The organism is Actinoplanes sp. CA-252034 (genome assembly GCF_050956125.1).
Lineage (GTDB): Bacteria > Actinomycetota > Actinomycetes > Mycobacteriales > Micromonosporaceae > Actinoplanes.
Genome location: NZ_CP191846.1, coordinates 1382110 through 1397639 on the forward strand (window position 1 = coordinate 1382110; position 15530 = coordinate 1397639).

General features: G+C 68.4%; 15 protein-coding genes and 2 tRNA genes. 13 read left to right on the plus strand and 4 right to left on the minus strand.

The window, feature by feature from the left end; all coding sequences use genetic code 11:
- Positions 1 to 18: 18 nt before the first annotated feature.
- The 5 genes from ACQPZW_RS06430 to ACQPZW_RS06450 all read left to right on the plus strand — a co-directional run bounded on the left by ACQPZW_RS06430 (position 19) and on the right by ACQPZW_RS06450 (position 5383).
- Entirely contained in the window at positions 19 to 942 is a 924-nt protein-coding gene (locus tag ACQPZW_RS06430) for an ABC transporter ATP-binding protein (protein ID WP_433793904.1), read from the plus strand.
- On the plus strand, positions 942 to 1700 hold the full coding sequence (locus tag ACQPZW_RS06435; RefSeq protein ID WP_433793905.1) for an ABC transporter permease: 759 nt from the start codon (positions 942 to 944) through the stop codon (positions 1698 to 1700). The genes ACQPZW_RS06430 and ACQPZW_RS06435 overlap by 1 nt, the downstream gene beginning before the upstream one ends.
- A gap of 1 nt (position 1701) precedes the next feature.
- Positions 1702 to 2514 carry an ABC transporter permease gene (locus ACQPZW_RS06440; RefSeq protein WP_433793906.1) on the plus strand — a complete coding sequence of 271 codons (813 nt, stop codon included), beginning with the start codon at positions 1702 to 1704 and terminating at the stop codon, positions 2512 to 2514.
- Positions 2515 to 2793: 279 nt separating this feature from the next.
- On the plus strand, positions 2794 to 3915 hold the full coding sequence (locus ACQPZW_RS06445; protein WP_433793907.1) for a YihY/virulence factor BrkB family protein: 1122 nt from the start codon (positions 2794 to 2796) through the stop codon (positions 3913 to 3915).
- A 568-nt stretch (positions 3916 to 4483) separates the two neighbouring features.
- Positions 4484 to 5383, plus strand: coding sequence for a TIM barrel protein (locus ACQPZW_RS06450; protein ID WP_433793908.1), 900 nt, complete (start codon positions 4484 to 4486; stop codon positions 5381 to 5383).
- 76 nt (positions 5384 to 5459) lie between these two features.
- Here ACQPZW_RS06450 and ACQPZW_RS06455 read toward each other — a convergent pair whose 3' ends face one another.
- Complete coding sequence (locus ACQPZW_RS06455; RefSeq protein ID WP_433793909.1) at positions 5460 to 5798, minus strand: hypothetical protein; 339 nt, start codon at positions 5796 to 5798, stop codon at positions 5460 to 5462.
- A gap of 204 nt (positions 5799 to 6002) precedes the next feature.
- On the opposite strand from ACQPZW_RS06455, the gene ACQPZW_RS06460 reads away from it, so the two are divergent.
- Positions 6003 to 6078 (plus strand) — tRNA-Asn (locus ACQPZW_RS06460).
- 149 nt (positions 6079 to 6227) lie between these two features.
- Here ACQPZW_RS06460 and ACQPZW_RS06465 read toward each other — a convergent pair.
- Both ACQPZW_RS06465 and ACQPZW_RS06470 read right to left on the minus strand, forming a co-directional pair.
- Positions 6228 to 6656, minus strand: coding sequence for a LuxR C-terminal-related transcriptional regulator (locus ACQPZW_RS06465; RefSeq protein ID WP_433793910.1), 429 nt, complete (start codon positions 6654 to 6656; stop codon positions 6228 to 6230).
- Entirely contained in the window at positions 6653 to 7123 is a 471-nt protein-coding gene (locus ACQPZW_RS06470; RefSeq protein ID WP_433793911.1) for a hypothetical protein, read from the minus strand. The genes ACQPZW_RS06465 and ACQPZW_RS06470 overlap by 4 nt, the downstream gene beginning before the upstream one ends.
- Positions 7124 to 7489: 366 nt before the next feature.
- On the opposite strand from ACQPZW_RS06470, the gene ACQPZW_RS06475 reads away from it, so the two are divergent.
- The 7 genes from ACQPZW_RS06475 to ACQPZW_RS06505 all read left to right on the plus strand — a co-directional run bounded on the left by ACQPZW_RS06475 (position 7490) and on the right by ACQPZW_RS06505 (position 14526).
- Positions 7490 to 7657, plus strand: a complete 168-nt coding sequence (locus ACQPZW_RS06475) for a hypothetical protein (protein WP_433793912.1) — start codon at positions 7490 to 7492, stop codon at positions 7655 to 7657.
- Positions 7658 to 7663: 6 nt separating this feature from the next.
- A complete protein-coding gene (locus tag ACQPZW_RS06480; protein WP_433793913.1) occupies positions 7664 to 7957 on the plus strand; it encodes a hypothetical protein in 294 nt (97 codons plus the stop codon).
- 129 nt (positions 7958 to 8086) lie between these two features.
- Positions 8087 to 9535: an FG-GAP repeat domain-containing protein gene (locus ACQPZW_RS06485; protein WP_433793914.1), complete on the plus strand. Its 1449-nt coding sequence runs from the start codon at positions 8087 to 8089 to the stop codon at positions 9533 to 9535.
- A 91-nt stretch (positions 9536 to 9626) separates the two neighbouring features.
- Positions 9627 to 11111, plus strand: a complete 1485-nt coding sequence (locus tag ACQPZW_RS06490; RefSeq protein ID WP_433793915.1) for an FG-GAP repeat domain-containing protein — start codon at positions 9627 to 9629, stop codon at positions 11109 to 11111.
- A gap of 216 nt (positions 11112 to 11327) precedes the next feature.
- The gene (locus ACQPZW_RS06495; RefSeq protein WP_433793916.1) at positions 11328 to 12593 is read left to right on the plus strand and encodes an FAD-dependent oxidoreductase; all 1266 of its coding nucleotides are present in this window, start codon (positions 11328 to 11330) and stop codon (positions 12591 to 12593) included.
- Positions 12594 to 12835: 242 nt separating this feature from the next.
- Positions 12836 to 12912, plus strand: a tRNA-Ile gene (locus ACQPZW_RS06500).
- Between the two features lie 495 nt (positions 12913 to 13407).
- Complete coding sequence (locus ACQPZW_RS06505; RefSeq protein ID WP_433793917.1) at positions 13408 to 14526, plus strand: hypothetical protein; 1119 nt, start codon at positions 13408 to 13410, stop codon at positions 14524 to 14526.
- 101 nt (positions 14527 to 14627) lie between these two features.
- Here ACQPZW_RS06505 and ACQPZW_RS06510 read toward each other — a convergent pair whose 3' ends face one another.
- On the minus strand, positions 14628 to 15494 hold the full coding sequence (locus ACQPZW_RS06510; RefSeq protein WP_433793918.1) for an FRG domain-containing protein: 867 nt from the start codon (positions 15492 to 15494) through the stop codon (positions 14628 to 14630).
- Between the last annotated feature and the right edge of the window lie 36 nt (positions 15495 to 15530).

A 15530-nucleotide genomic window follows, 5' to 3' on the forward strand; every position in this document is an offset into this window, starting at 1 on the left:
CTTCCGTAGGGTCGGGGCGTGAACTCCCTCATCCACGCGCGCGGGCTGATCAAGCGGTTCGGTGACTTCACCGCGGTCGACGGCATCGACGTCGATGTGCGGGCCGGGGAGGCGTTCGGCTTCCTCGGGCCCAACGGCGCGGGCAAGAGCTCCACCATGCGCATGATCGGCTGTGTCTCCCCACCGTCCGGCGGCGTGCTGCGCATCCTCGGGATGGACCCGCGGCGTGACGGCCCGGCGATCCGGGCCCGGCTCGGGGTCTGCCCCCAGCTCGACAATCTCGATCCCGAGCTGACCGTCCTGGAGAATCTGGTCACGTACGCCCGGTTCTTCGGCATCCCACGCCGGGTGGCCCGGGCCCGGGCCACCGAGCTGCTGGATTTCGTCCAGCTGGGGGAGCGGGCCGGCAGCCGGGTGGAGCCGCTCTCCGGTGGGATGAAGCGGCGGCTCACCATCGCCCGGGCCATGATCAACGAGCCCGATCTGGTGCTGCTCGACGAGCCGACCACCGGGCTCGACCCGCAGGCCCGCCATCTGGTGTGGGAGCGGTTGTTCCGGCTCAAGCAACAGGGCGTGACGCTGGTGCTGACCACCCACTACATGGATGAGGCGGAGCAGCTCTGCGACCGTCTCGTCGTGATGGACGGCGGCCGCATCGTGGCCGAGGGCTCACCGCGCGAGCTGATCGAGGCGCACTCCACCCGTGAGGTGGTCGAGCTGCGGTTCGCGACCGACGATCAGGGGACCTATGCGGGCAAGCTGGAGGGCGTCGGCGAGCGGGTCGAGGTGCTGCCCGACCGGGTGCTGCTCTACGTGGCCGACGGCGACGGCGCGCTGGCCGAGGTGCACCGGCGGTCGCTGAGCCCGTCCAGCTCCCTGGTGCGCCGCAGCAGCCTGGAGGACGTGTTCCTCCGCCTCACCGGCCGGACCCTGGTGGACTGATGACCCCGTCGGTTTACGTGCTGGAGTACCACCTGGTCAACTACCGGCGGACCTGGCGGGCGAGCGTGTTCTCGTCACTGGTGCTGCCGATGCTCACGATGCTGGGGTTCGGCCTCGGCGTCGGCGGGTTCGTGACCGGCGGCGTCGAGGGCGTCTCCTACCTGGAGTGGATGGTGCCGGGCCTGATCGCCAGCACCGCGGCGCAGGTGGCGGTCGGCGAGGCCACATGGCCGGTGATGAGCTGCTTCACCTGGGTGAAGACGTATTTCGCACAGGCCGCGGCGCCTCTGCGGACCACCGACATCCTCGGCGGCCACGTGGCGTTCATGCTGTTCCGCGTGCTGGTCAGCACGGCTGCCTTCCTGCTGGTGGCGCTCTGTTTCGGTGCGCTGAGGTCCGGCTGGGCGGTGGCGGTGCTGCCGATCTCGCTGCTGCTCGGCGTGGCGCTCGCGCCGCTGGTGGCCGCCTACACGGCGTCGGTGACCAGCGACATGTATCTGGCGGTCCTGTTGCGGTTCGCGGTGCTGCCGATGTCGCTGTTCTCCGGGGTGTTCTTCCCGATCGAGTCGCTGCCCACGGTGCTGCGCTGGGTGGCGTGGGCGCTGCCGCTCTCGCACGGCGTCGACCTGAGCCGTGCTGCCGTCCTGGGGCTGGACCCCGGTTCCGGTGCGGTCTGGCAGGTGCTCTATCTGCTGGCCTGGGGCGTGTGCGGCTGGTTCCTGGCATCCTGGCGCTATCGGCGACGGCTGGTGATCTGACGTGTTGTCTCTGATGCTGCCGCGGCGGCTGACGGCTCTCGACGCGATGGCCCGGCGCTCGGCCGCCGTGGCCGGGCGCAACGTGGCCACGCTCCGGCCCGCGTACTGGTTGGTGATGCTCGGCGGCCTGCTCGAGCCGGTGTTCTACCTCTTCTCGATCGGTGTCGGGGTGGGCGCCCTGGTCGGCGAGATCCCGCTGCCCGGCGGCCGGGTGATCGACTACGCCGAGTTCGTGGCGCCGGCGATGCTCGCGTCGTCGGCGATGAGCGGGGCACTGTCCGAGACGACCTTCAACTTCTTCGGCAAGATGAAATTCATGCGGCTGTACGAGGGGATGCTCGCCACCCCGGTCCGGCCGATCGAGATCGCCCTCGGTGAGCTGTCGTGGGCGATGCTGCGGGGCGGTGTCTACTCGGCGGCGTTCCTGGTCATCATGACCGCGATGGACCTGACGACGCCGTTGCGGGCGCTGGTGGCGCTCCCGGCGAGCGTGCTGATCGGGTTCGCCTTCGGGGCGCTCGGTATGACGATCTCCACTCTGATCCGCGGCTGGCAGGATTTCGACATGATCGGCGCGGGCATGTTCGTGCTGTTCCTGTTCTCCGGCACGTTCATCCCGGCCACCGCCTACCCCGCGGTGCTGCGCTGGATCGTCGAGGTCACCCCGCTGTACCGGTCGGTTCACCTGATCCGCGGCATCAGCCTGGGCGAGACCGGTCTCGTGCAGCTGCTCGACGTCCTCTACCTGCTGGCGATGCTGGTGGTGGGCCTGTTCGTGGCCGGCCGCCGGATGGAGCGGTTGCTGTGCCGGTGAGCGCAGATGACCCGGACGGGTCATCGAGAGCGAAACGGGTTAGAGGAGCCGTTCCGGCGGGCAACAAAACCGCAGGTCGTCAGCGCGCATCACGGCGGCCGGCATGTCCCGGCCACGGGTGGCCGGGGCGCCGGGCCATCGCGGTGTGACGTGGTGGTCGGCCGTCGCGGTTCGCCGGTCCGGCCTGCCGCTGCGGCCGGCCGAAGCGGTTCGCCGCTGCGGCCTGCCGTCGCGGCTCGCTGCTTCGGCCTGTCGCTTCTGCCCGGAGGGAACCCCGCCATGAGACTTGGACACAAGGCTGACGAGCAGCCATCAGGGGCCGTCGGTGACGACCACGCCACCGACGAGGCCCGCCGCAAAGGAGAGTCGGACTACGACGTGGCCGCGGCGGCCACCGCGCGCACCGGTGAGGACCGCGACGTCGACCTCAACGCCCCGAGCCCCGACGCCGGGCCGGACAGCCCCGCCCAGTTGAAGGGCAAGGGCCTGTTCGCCGCCGTCAAGCGCACCTTCAAACAGTTCTCCGAGGACAACATCTCCGACTGGGCGGCGGCGCTCACCTACTACGGCGTGCTGTCGATCTTCCCGGCCGCCGTGGTGCTGGTGTCGCTGCTGGGCCTGCTCGGCAACGACGGGCAGAAGACGGTGGCCGAGGCGGTCAACGACCTCACCCCGAACGCTCAGCTGCGCAGTCTCGTCGACACCGTGCTCACCCAGGTGGGTGACTCCGGGGCGGCCGGGTTCGCCGCGATCATCGGTCTGGTCGTCGCGTTCTGGTCGGCGTCCGGCTACGTGGCCGCGTTCATGCGCGCCTCCAACGCGGTCTACGACGTGCCGGAGGGCCGGCCGATCTGGAAGACCCTGCCGATCCGGGTCGGTGTCACCGCCGTCATCGGCATCATGCTGATCGCGTCGGCCGCCATCGTGATCTTCACCGGCGAGCTGTCCCGCGTCGTCGGGGAGCGGCTGGGCTTCGGCGGCGTCGCCGTCACCACGTGGAACATCGCGAAGTGGCCGGTCCTGGTCGTGCTGGTCAGCCTGATGTTCGCCCTGCTCTACTGGGCGTCGCCGAACGCCAAGACCGGCGGCTTCCGGTGGATCACCCCGGGCGGGATCTTCGCGGTCGTGCTGTGGGTGGCCGCGTCCGGCGCGTTCGCCTTCTACCTGGCCAACTTCGCCAGCTACGACAAGACGTACGGCACGCTGGCCGGTGTCATCGCCTTCCTGGTCTGGCTGTGGATCTCCAACATGGCGATCCTGCTCGGAGCCGAGCTCGACGCCGAGCTCGAGCGGGGCCGGGCCATCGCGGCCGGGCACCCCGCCGATGACGAGCCGTTCCTGGAGCTGCGTGACACCCGCAAGCTCAAGAAGGGCAGCGAGCACGGCCTGAGCCAGAACTGACGGATCCACTTCACGGAGGCCCGGCGAACCGCCGGGCCTCCGTGCTCGTGGTGGCGGGGAGGCCGCCGGGCCTCCGTGCTCCTGGTGGCGGGGGAGCGCGGTAGTGGGGAGGCCGCCGGGCCGGGTGCGAATGCGCGGGGCGTGTTCACGTGCATTCGCACGGTGGGGCGGCGGCACGGGACGAACGCACGCGCAGCCGAACATTGCATGTCCGTTTGTGCTTGATTTGAAAAACCAGACTGTCCGACTATGCCTCTTCGTGACCGTCCGTGGAGGGCTACCCGCTGGTCACCCCCGGCAGGCGCATTGGCGTGCTTCAATAAATGCGGCCGCTTTCGATCATGTTCACGCTGGTTACCGGGTCGCACGGGCGGTGCGCCGGTGATCCGGTATGCGGCTCACGCTCGTACCCGAGGGCAGGCAATCCACGGATGGAGGCGTCGATGACAACCCGGCAGGGCGAGATCGGCCGATCAGGAACGGACTCCGACATGGTCCATACTGGAGCCGTAAGCGCGTGCGAATGCACGTGCACCTGCACGGGTGAACTCGTCCGGGGAGGATTCTGATGCGGCTTCGACATCCCTCCGGCCGGATCGTGCACCTCAGCTGTGGCATCAGCCTAGTCCACGCGGAGGACGTCACCGCCGCGATCGATCGGCTCGACGCCGCCAACGCGGCACTGCGCGGGCACTTCGGCACCGGCGCCCTCACCGTGGCGCTGCGGTTGCCGTTCCGGCTGGCTGCCGCCCTCGCCGACGACGGGCGCGCCCGCACCCGGCTGCGTGCCGAGCTCGACGCCCGCGGGCTCGAGGTCGTCTCGTTGAGCGGGCCGTCCGGTCACGAGGGCGGCGCCGCCGACCCGGCGGACTGGAGCAGTCCCGCCCGCGTCCGGCACACCCTGGAGCTGGCCCGCATCCTCGTCGACCTGCTTCCGTTCGAGGAGGTCCGCGGCGCGATAGCCACCTGCGGGCTGGGGCTCTCCGACGAGTGGGACGACGTGCGCCGTAAAGCCGGCGCCCGGCACCTGTCCCGACTGTCCGGTGGGCTCGCCGACCTCGCCTGGAGGGTCGGCCGTGCGGTCCGCGCCGGCTTCCAGCCCGGCCCCGGCAAGGTCCTCGACAGCCCGGAGCAGACGGTCGCCGCGCTCAGCCGCATCGACAAGGACCGGCTCGGGATATGTCTCGACCTGGCCACCGTGCTCCGCGACTGGCCCGGTCCGGAGGCCGGCATCGACCGGATCACCGACGCCGGCCTCTCCGTCATCACCGCCCGGATCAGTGACCCGGCCACCGCCTGGCAGCCCGTCCTGAGGCACCTGCTCGCGGCCGACACCGCCCGTACCGAGTACGTCGACGTCGACGTCACCGGCACCGACGAGCAGCGGGGCGTCGCTCTCGCGTACGTCCTGGATGAATTGACCACTCTCGGCCTAGTGCCCGAGCAGCAACCCTGCACCGCGCCCTGATCGAGGCGGCGCCCGTCTCCGGAAACACCTCGGCGCCGCTCCCGTCGTCGGGAGCGGCGCCGCGGTGAAACCGGCGTCAGTAGGTGGTGCCGGTGCTGCTGCCCTTCGGGGCGGCGGTGAGGGAGTCACTCGGAGCGAGCAGCTCGTCCGTGGTGTCCGTGCTCCGCCCGGTGGCGCCGGTGGTCCCGGTGGTGTTCAGCTTCTCGCCGAGCTTCGACGACTGCAGCTTGTCCTTGCCCTCGGTGTAGAGCTTGTTGGCCTGCGCCTGGGCGACGCCCGCGGCCTCCTGCACCGTGGGGTGCTCCCAGAGCTTCTGCGCGCTGGACCGGATCTCTTCGTACTTCTCCCGGCCGGCACGGCTTCCCATGACGAAGCCCGCCGCGAGACCGGTGAGGAACATCAGCTTTCCGCGCATGGTGGCGGCTCCTTCCGTAGTTCGACGCGCGTGCGTCTGAGGGGGTGCATACCCATCCTGCCGGGGCGATACTCCCCGCATCCGGGTTTCCACCGGCCTGTCGGCCGGCCGTGCGACCGAGGGGTATCCCGTTCGCGAGGCGCCCGGGTGGTCATGTAGTCTGTTCTCCGTCACCAGGGAAACCGGGTGACAAGCAGTGAACTATCCCCGATAGCTCAATTGGCAGAGCAGCCGGCTGTTAACCGGCAGGTTATAGGTTCGAGTCCTATTCGGGGAGCCATCAACCAGGCCGACGTGGCCTGGTTTTTGTGTTTCCGGGCCGTGCCGATCGCGCGGCCCTTCTTCGTCTCAGCTCACCGCATCGTGGACCGGCCCGCCTCACCCTCCGGGGGTGAGACGGGAGCCGGGACCGGCATTCCGCACCGCCTTCTACAGCCAGCCCCGCTGGGCGGCCTTCAAGCCGGCCTCGAAACGGCTGCGGGCGTCGAGGCGCTCCATCAAGTCGGCCATGATCCGGCGGGCCGTCCGGTGCGAGACGCCGAGCCGGGTGGCGGCGGCCTCGTCGGTGAGGCCCTGGGCCAGCAGCTTCAGCAGCGCGCGCTCCTGCGCGGTGAGACCCTGACGATCCGGATCGGTCGCCGCGCCCAGCGGGGTCGCGATCTCCCAGACCTGCTCGAACAGGGCGATCATCGGCGCGAGGATGGCGGCGCCGGAGACGAGCAGGGCACCGCGGCGGGTATCGCGAGCGTCGATCGGGATCAGCGCGGCCCGGCGGTCGACGACGACCATGCGAGGAGGCAGGATCGCGGAGGTACGGAACTCGGCGCCACTGTCGGTGAGGAAGCGGGCGTGGGTCATCGTGTCCGGCGAATTGCGAATGCTGTCCAGCCCGATGGTCCGCATCCGCACGTTGCGGGCGAGGATGTGCTCGTCGTTGCGGCGGGCGTGCTCCAGAGCCGCGGGGACTGGGCGCCACCGGGCATCAGGGTCATCACCTCGTCACGAGCCTCCTGGGCGAGCAGTTGCAACTGGTCACGGACCGCGTCCATACCGAGCAACTCGCTGGCCACCGGGCCGGACGCCCGTTCGCTCCGGCTCAGATCGTCGACCAGGCGGGCGATCACGGCCTGGCTCTGCGCCACCTCCTGCTGCCGGCGGGCCAGGTCGGCCTGCTGCCGGGCCAGCGCCGATCGCAGGCCGATCTCGGGCGCGACGATGTGGATGCCCTGCGGCGCGTCCGTCGACTCGCGCAGCAGCGCCAGGTCGAAGAGCGCGTCCAGCGCCGCCCTGACCTGCTCCTCGGTGATCCCGAGAAGGCCGGCCATGTCGGCGACTCCCCGCCCGGGTTCGTCCAACAGGGATCGATAGACCGATTCGGTCGTCGTGGGTAAACCCAAGGCAGACAGCACTCTGAACCTGCTCCCCCCGCAGAAAACAGTGATCTTGGACCGCGATGGTTGCACAGGAGGCGACAAGTATCAATGAAATATCGCACCCGGTGTCGCCGGGTCGTCGCGCTCGGTGGCGGTGGCCGCAACGGTCCAGGGCCACTTCCGGCCAGGCTCCATCTCTTCCGTACGTGGTCCGGCATTGGCGAAGATATTTCCAGAACGCAGGCCGCACCCGGGAAACGGCAAGCGATTCGGATCGAGCTTTGAAATCCACTGTTCTTTCGGAAACGGGGTCGTCTCATGTCCGCACGCGTTGCTCACGCCGGTGTCGCTCTTTCTTTTCTCGTCGGTGTCCTGGCGTTCGCCGGGCTGCTCGACGGTAGCGGAGGCGCCGGCGCCCCGGGGGTGGCGGGAACGGCCGCCGTGCAGCTCGCCGACGGCCCGTCCGGAAGCCTGATCTGGGACTGATGTGTGATGCGGCTGGCCATGGTCTCCATCGTTCCCGCCGGTGACCTCGTGCTCCCTGTCAGCGAGGCTGTCGTGCTGGACACGATCTGGGCGGCCGTCCTGCCCGAAGACGGTGTCGAACACCTGTCGGTGCGGGTCCTGCAGTGCGAGATCGTCGTCGGGGTCTTCGCCGTGACGGTCGATGCGGAGCGGCTGCGGACCGTCGCGATCGACCTCGTGAGCCGGGCCGCTGAGATGTCGCCGCTGTTGCGCGGCGGAATAGTCGGCCGGTACCGGGACGTCGCGAACCTCATTCTTTAGCAACACCCTCTTCTTCGACTTCTTTCTGACTTCGACCGCCGGATACGGCTGTCCGAAAAACGGAGCATTCTCATGCGGGCACGATTCTCCTCCAATACATCGAAAACTATCAATAAAAGCAAGGGCGGGGTGCGCCATGGGGGCGGCCGGCTGCTCGCCGGAGCTCTCGGCCTCGTGATGGCCACCGGCCTCGGTGCGGTGGTCGGCGCCACCGCCAGCGCGGTGGCCACACCGATCGCGGCGTCCGCCGACTCCTCGGTGAGCGGCCAGATCAGCCGCCAGGAGGTGATCGACCGTGCGGACTTCTGGGCGGACCTGGGGCAGCCCTACAGCCAGACCACCTGGTCCGACGACCCACAGGGCAGGTCCTATCGCAACGACTGCTCGGGCCTGGTGTCGATGGCCTGGCACGTGGACCACAGCTTCACCACCGCCACCTTCCCGGGCAGTGGCCTGGCCAGCAGGCTCGGCAGCATCCACGACCTGAAGCGCGGCGACGCCATCCACCGGACCGGGCACATGGAGCTCTTCGCGTACTGGAAGAACGAGCGCGACCACACCCAGGGCGCCTACGTGTACTCCTTCAACAAGGAGGGGCAGCCCGTCCGGTCACCGAACGACGAGGGCCGTAAGGGCGAGATCGGCTTCAACAACTGGTCCGACATGCTGACGTACGACGGGTGGCGCTACAAGAACATCGTCGACAACGACCGCCCGTTCGACAGCTTCACCGGCGATGCCACGACTGATCTGGTGATCCACAACGGGACTGACGTCGGCGTACGCAAGGGCACCGGCTCCGGCTTCTCGGACCTGGGTGTGGTGACGTCGGGCTGGGGCCGGTTCCACGGCATGCAGGTGGCCGCCGGCATGGGCCGCCTGTACTACGGCGACTTCAACGGTGACCACTACACCGACATGATCGTGCACTCCGGCACCGACGTCTCGGTCCGGCTGAACACCAAGAAGAACACGTTCGGCAGCGGCACCGTGGTCAGCTCCGGCTGGGGCCGGTTCCACGGTATGGACGTGACCGACGGTCTGGGCCGGCTGTACTTCGCCGACTACAACGCCGACGGTTACACGGACATGATCGTCCACCAGGGCACCGACGTGTCGGTGCGCCTGAACAACCGGGACGGCGCGTTCGGCGGCGGCAAGGTGATCAGTTCCGGCTGGGGCCGCTTCCACGGCATGAACGTCCCGAACGGCATGGGCCGCCTCTACTTCGCCGACTACAACGCCGACGGTTTCGACGACATGATCGTCCACTCTGGCACCGACGTCTCGGTACGGCTCAACAACAACGGCAAGGGCTTCACGCCGGCCGGGACGGTCAGCTCGGGCTGGGGCCGCTTCCACGGTATGGACGTGACCGACGGTCTGGGCCGCCTCTACTTCGCCGACTACGACGGTGACGGCTACGACGACATGGTCGTCCACCAGGGCACCGACGTCTTCGTCCGGCTGAACAACACGGCCGGCGGGTTCGACGGTGGCCGGCTCGTCACCACGGGCTGGGGCCGCTTCCACGGCATGCAGGTGACCAACGGCATGGGTCGCCTCTACTTCGCCTGATCCGCCCGCTCGCCTCTCCCCACCGCAGTCGTCCGGGTCTGCTGGGCCACCCCCTCGCCCAGCAGACCCGGCCACCCCCCTTGGAGACGTCATGACCTTCGGCACCTCGATCAAGCGCGGCATCACCTCGGCCCTGGCCGGCGGGCTTCTGGTGACCGGGATGTCCACGGCGGCACGGGCCGCCGAGGAGCCCGTCCAGCCCGCCGACTACGGAATCCTCGCCATCTCGAACGCCCGCTGCGACGCCGGCGGCGCCACCGGAAACGACGCGAGCCTCGCTGAAGTGCTCAACGGCGTGCTCACCGACAAGCTCGACGGCTACATGAACGCCTACCGGGTGTCCTGCGCACGGGAGATCATCGAAGCGGTACGGGAGCGCGGCCTGGCTCGCCGGGCGGCCGTGATCGCGGTCGACACGTCGATCGTCGAGACCGGACTGCAGAACCACGACGTCGAGGTCGACCACGACAGCCTCGGCCTCTTCCAGCAGCGCGCCTCCTGGGGCAGCGTCGCCAACCGGCTCGACCCGGAGTGGGCGACCAACGCCTTCCTGAGCAAGATGATCGACAAGTTCCCGGGCAACGGGTGGCAGACCGCCCCGATCGGTGAGGTCGCCCAGACCGTCCAGGTGTCCGCCTACCCGGACCGCTATGCCGTCGAGGCCGCCGACGCCGCCCGGATCGTGGACGCGGTCTGGGACCACGCCGTCGACCGCCCGTTCGACAGCTTCACCGGCGACGCCAAGGCCGACATGGTGGTGCACACCGGCACCGACGTCGGCATGCGCAAGGGCACCGGCTCGGGCTTCTCCGACCTGGGCGTGGTGACCTCGGGCTGGGGCCGCTTCCACGGCATGCAGGTGGCCAACGGGATGGGCCGGCTGTTCTACGCCGACTTCGACGGTGACCACCTCACCGACATGATCGTGCAGTCCGGCACCGACGTGTCGGTCCGGCTCAACACCGGCAACGGCGGGTTCGACGGCGGCCGGGTCGTCAGCTCGGGCTGGGGCCGGTTCCACGGTATGGACGTGACCGACGGTCTGGGCCGGCTCTTCTTCGCCGACTTCAACGCCGACGGCTACACCGACATGATCGTGCACCAGGGCAGTGACGTGTCGGTGCGGCTCAACAACCGCAGCGGCGGCTTCGACGGCGGCCGGGTCGTGACCACCGGGTGGGGACGCTTCCACGGGCTGAACGTGACCAACGGGCTCGGCCGGCTGTACTTCGCCGACTACGACGGTGACGGGTTCGACGACATGGTCGTGCACTCCGGCACCGAGGTGTCGGTGCGGCTCAACACCGGCAACGGGTTCGACGGTGGCCGGGTGGTGACCACCGGTTGGGGCCGGTTCCACGGCATGAACGTGACCGACGGGCTCGGCCGGCTGTACTTCGCCGACTACGACGGTGACGGGTTCGACGACATGGTCGTGCACTCCGGCACCGAGGTGTCGGTGCGGCTCAACACCCACAACGGCGGCTTCGACGGCGGGCGGGTCGTGACGACGGGCTGGGGGCGTTACCACGGGCTGAACGTGACGAACGGTCTCGGGCGCCTCTACCTCGCCTGATCCTGCTCCGGGTGCCCCCGCCGGCTGTCGCCGGCGGGGGCTTCGGCATGAGGGTCGCCGAGCGCCGGACGGAGATCCTTCTGGATCGGGTTCGGGTGGGCGTACCTCCGTAGGCCTTTGATCCTCCGGCCTCCGGCCGCCTGTCGCTTTCGCCTCCTGCGCGGCAGTTGCCCGGGTACGCTAAGTATCGCGTTGATTGCAGTCAGTGAGGTGAACATGTCGCAGCCGGTAGAGGTGGACGTCGTCATCATCGGCGGCGGGCTCGCCGGGCTGGCCGCTGCTCGCCGTCTGGATCGTGCCGGCGTCGAATGGCTCCTGGTGGAGGGCTCCGACCGGCTCGGCGGGCGGGTCGCCACCGACGTGATCGACGGCTGGCGGATGGACCGCGGATTCCAGACGCTCAACACCGCCTACCCGCGGCTGCCCGCGCTCGTCGACGTCGACGCGCTCGACATGCGCTACTTCACCTCCGGTGTGCTCGTGCGCCGCGGCGGTGAGCTGCACCGGCTGGAGAACCCGCTGCGTGAGCCGCTGACGACCCCGCAGACCCTGATCTCCGGCATCGGCACCCTCGCCGATCGGCTCAAGTTCGCCGCCCTCGCCACCCGCTGCGCGACCATGCCGGTCAACCGCCTCCTCGACATGCCGGAGACCACCACCCAGGAGATGCTGCGCGCCGCCGGGCTCTCCCACCGGATCATCGAAGAGGCGCTGCGGCCGTTCTTCTCCGGCGTCTTCGCCGAGCGGGCCCTCGACACGTCCAGCCACGTCGCCGCGATGGTTTTGCGCTCGTTCACCCGCGGCCGGATCGGGGTGCCGGCGGCCGGCATGGCCGCGCTGCCCGCCGCGATCGCCGGGCCGCTGCCGTTCCCGCAGCTCCTGATCGGCGCCCGGGCCCTCGCGATCGGGCCCGGCATGGTCGTCACCGAGGGCGGCGAGGTCCACTGCCGGGCTGTGATCGTCGCCACCGACCCGATCAGCGCCGCCGCCCTGCTGCCCGACCGGCTGTCCCGGCCCGACGTGCACAGCCTCACCACGTTCTACTTCGGCGCCGACCACGCCCCCATCGACGAGCCGATCCTGCTCCTCGACGGCGACCGGCGGGAGATCATCGCCAACACTGTGGTGATGAGCAACGCCGCACCCGAATACGCTCCCGGCGGCAAAAGCCTCATCGCGGCGACCGTCGTCGGCATCTCGGCGCCCTCCGGCGCCTCGGAGACCGTCATTCGAGTCGAATTGTCCAGGATGTACGGGGTGCCCGCCGACGATTGGCAACTGCTCAGTGTGGTCACCGTGCCGCAGGCCCTGCCCGCGGCCCACCCGCCCCAGACCCGGCTCCGCAAACCGGTCAACCTGGGCGACGGCCTCTTCGTCGCCGGCGACCACCGCGACAGCCCGTCGATTCAGGGCGCGATGGCCGGCGGCTGGCGTACCGCGGGAGCAGTCCTGGCGTCACTCGGCGCCCGAGTCGGAGTTTAATGCCCGTTTCAGGGGGATTCAATGAGTGACATCAACCCGGAGAACTACGCTGAATTCACCACCCAGGACGGTCCCGAATGTCCCAGTTGCTGTGACGAGGAGACGCCCCGGGTGGAGGATCTCCAGCCACCGGACATGGTCGTAGATCCTCGGCGACAGATCGTTCTCCAGCCGAAATCCCTGGTGCCGTGATAGATCGCTAGGCTCGGGGGCGGGGCACGGGATAGGATCGCCGCCGGTACGGGGCGGTAGCTCAGTGGGTTAGAGCAGTCGACTCATAATCGATCGGTCACGGGTTCGAGTCCCGTCCGCCCCACCACGATCTAGCAGCGACAACGGCGTTCCGGGGCGATCTCGGAGGGCCGTTGCTCTGCGTGTGGGGACAGTTTGGGGACACGGCCCCAAGTTTTGGCCGTCCGGGCCACCTTGATGCAACCGAGTGGACGACCGCTATTCGGCTGCCATGCCACCGCGTCGGACTTCAGCCGCGGCCTCGAGAAGCCGGCGCACGTCTGCCGGATCAGCGTGTCGCTGCTTCCCGCCCGGATTGAGCCTCCAGGCGATCTCGCCGCTCTCAAACAGTCTGTGCACCGTTGTGCGACCGCGGCCCAGCACGACTGCCACCTCGCCAGCGCGTAGCCACTCATCCGCCTGCACGGCAGCAAGTAGCTCATCCCGGCTCCTCGGCATCAGCACTCCTGTCGTAAGTGCCCCGATCGTATCGAGCCGGGAGCGTGGATAGCCCGGGGGCCGACCTGGAGCTCTAAGGCGTTCCAACTGTTCCAATCGTTCCGACTGTGCCATCATGCTGCGCATGACGCTCATCGACCCCGCCGAGCGGCACCCGAGCCACGCCAACGCCGGCGCCTGGGCGGAAATCCGAAACCGCAGCACCGACCTCGCTCACCGCACCGCCCAGCGCGCGCTCGAGCTGGCCGCCGCGCCACCCACGGAGCCGACCGAGGTGTCGCCGATACGTCCGGCCGGTGGCCGGCTCCGCTACGTGCCGCCCGTCGCAGCTCTGGGTGTTGCCGCCGTCCTCCAAGTCGTCGCCATGACCGACCTCGCCGGCGGCCCCGTAGCCAAGGGCCTCGCCAGCAACCCGCAGCTCGCCGAATTCGCCTGGATCGGCTACCTGGCTGGCCTACTCCTCGGCCTCGCCGTCGCGTCATGCGTTGAGGGCGGCGCGGCCTACCTCATGGACCTCTACGACAAGCACCTCATGGCCCGGGACTCCACCTGGCTGCTCCGCATCGGCATGGCCGTCTACGTCGGCGCGTCGGCCGGTCTGCTCCACTGGTACCTGGACTACCGGCACATGCCGACTCTCGTCTCCTGGGTTCTTGCTGGCATGTCCGGCCTCAGCCTGTTCCTGTGGTCGCGCGGCTCCCGCTGGGCCAACCGCACGCAGATGCGTGCCTCTGGCCACCTCGATCCAGCCACGCCCAAACTCCCGGCGGCAGCGAAGATGTGGCACCCGTGGCGCTGGCTGGTGACCCAGTACCTGATCTCCTGGGAGCCGGCTCAGACTCCCGAGGAGGCGCGGCAGCGATACGCGGACTGGCGAACCACCCGGCGCGCCGCTCCCACCCCGGACAACACGACGCAGCCCAACGTCGCCAACCGCGACGGCGACACCGTTAATGCGCCGGACGAGGACGAACAGCAGCCTCCCAATGGCGCGCCCTCGGATGGAGAAACCCCTGCACAGAAGCCGCGCCAAGACATCCGCTCGGCGCAGGACATCGAAACCGTCGTCCGCGCTCTCGCTGCGGCCGACCCGAAGCTGTCCCGACGCCGAATCGCTCGTTTAGCGCACACCTCACCGACGAACGTGCGGCGCATCCTCGGCCCGGACCAGTCGGCTGGGCAGGCGCAGACAGAGGAACTGGAATCCGCACCTCCCACCTCGCCTGCGGAAGTCGCAGCGTGACGACGAGGCCGCCTGGCCCTGTCGGCAGTTGGCTGCCCGCCCGCTGTTGCCGAGGGCAGTCCCGAGCAATATGCGGCATGAGAGTGAAACCCAGCGGGCAGTTACGCCTTTCGTGCTCGTGCGAATCCAGGCAGGTCCGGAAACATCAGTTCAATCGTGTATCCGAGACGGCCGGCAAGGAAGTTACGCAACTCCGATTTCACGGCCGAAGGAATCTTGAATATTATCACTGGACTCTTGGCGTATTTGCCCTTCCCGGGCGTGTCGACGAAAAGGCGGCTGGCTTTGTGTTTAGTAATTTCGAGCGCAAGTGAAGTCTTGGAGCGATCGGCAGCCGAACCAGGACCCGGTACAGCACTGAAAATAAATGAGCCTTGTTGAACACGGATCCTGTCATCGACGGGAGGGGGCCGCCAAAGCCAGATCCAGTCGCCTGCCAGAACTTCGCTGATCGAGAGGTCATGCCGATTATCAGGTAGGACGCTGTCGGTCATATCTATTCCGTACAGCGCACCATCCTCCGCGTCTTGAGTCAGATCCTCCACCGCAAACCATGTCGCGGTTAGAGCGTTTGAAGAGACATCTAGGAGACGCGTGGCTGCGCCATGATGCTGTAACCGGGCAAGTAGCTCCAGGTCGGTGAGCTTTCGACTACCGTCGCCCGAATCCAACCGAAGGCGCCGTGCATCTTGGATCAACTCAGCCTCGGCCGATGCCATCATCGCCTCGGTGAGCTTGCCCCTATCCCCGTCGCACTGAGTCTTAATAAGCTTGCGCGCAAGGCTGCAGTCGATTGGCCAATCAATGTTAGCTACGCCGCGCCATGTCATTGTCGGATACCGGTCAAGTTTTCCCCTGACGAGAAGCGTGACAAGTTCTGCAGCATCGGAAACATTTACAACCGCGCCAGATGGCCAAAGGCTCATCGAGACTCCTAGCGTCATTGACAGTTCGACGGAATGCGCCATGCGGCATGCCTGCACGCTAAGCGTACGTTCGCCAAG

Coding starts and splice junctions, on each gene's coding strand:
- ACQPZW_RS06435 (WP_433793905.1), top strand. CDS start 942: ATGACCCCGTCGGTTTACGTGCTGGAGTACCACCTGGTCAACTACCGG.
- ACQPZW_RS06510 (WP_433793918.1), bottom strand. CDS start 15,494: ATGGCGCATTCCGTCGAACTGTCAATGACGCTAGGAGTCTCGATGAGC.
- ACQPZW_RS06505 (WP_433793917.1), top strand. CDS start 13,408: ATGACGCTCATCGACCCCGCCGAGCGGCACCCGAGCCACGCCAACGCC.
- ACQPZW_RS06455 (WP_433793909.1), bottom strand. CDS start 5,798: ATGCGCGGAAAGCTGATGTTCCTCACCGGTCTCGCGGCGGGCTTCGTC.
- ACQPZW_RS06465 (WP_433793910.1), bottom strand. CDS start 6,656: ATGACCCACGCCCGCTTCCTCACCGACAGTGGCGCCGAGTTCCGTACC.
- ACQPZW_RS06445 (WP_433793907.1), top strand. CDS start 2,794: ATGAGACTTGGACACAAGGCTGACGAGCAGCCATCAGGGGCCGTCGGT.
- ACQPZW_RS06480 (WP_433793913.1), top strand. CDS start 7,664: ATGCGGCTGGCCATGGTCTCCATCGTTCCCGCCGGTGACCTCGTGCTC.
- ACQPZW_RS06450 (WP_433793908.1), top strand. CDS start 4,484: ATGCGGCTTCGACATCCCTCCGGCCGGATCGTGCACCTCAGCTGTGGC.
- ACQPZW_RS06495 (WP_433793916.1), top strand. CDS start 11,328: ATGTCGCAGCCGGTAGAGGTGGACGTCGTCATCATCGGCGGCGGGCTC.
- ACQPZW_RS06475 (WP_433793912.1), top strand. CDS start 7,490: ATGTCCGCACGCGTTGCTCACGCCGGTGTCGCTCTTTCTTTTCTCGTC.
- ACQPZW_RS06490 (WP_433793915.1), top strand. CDS start 9,627: ATGACCTTCGGCACCTCGATCAAGCGCGGCATCACCTCGGCCCTGGCC.
- ACQPZW_RS06470 (WP_433793911.1), bottom strand. CDS start 7,123: ATGGCCGGCCTTCTCGGGATCACCGAGGAGCAGGTCAGGGCGGCGCTG.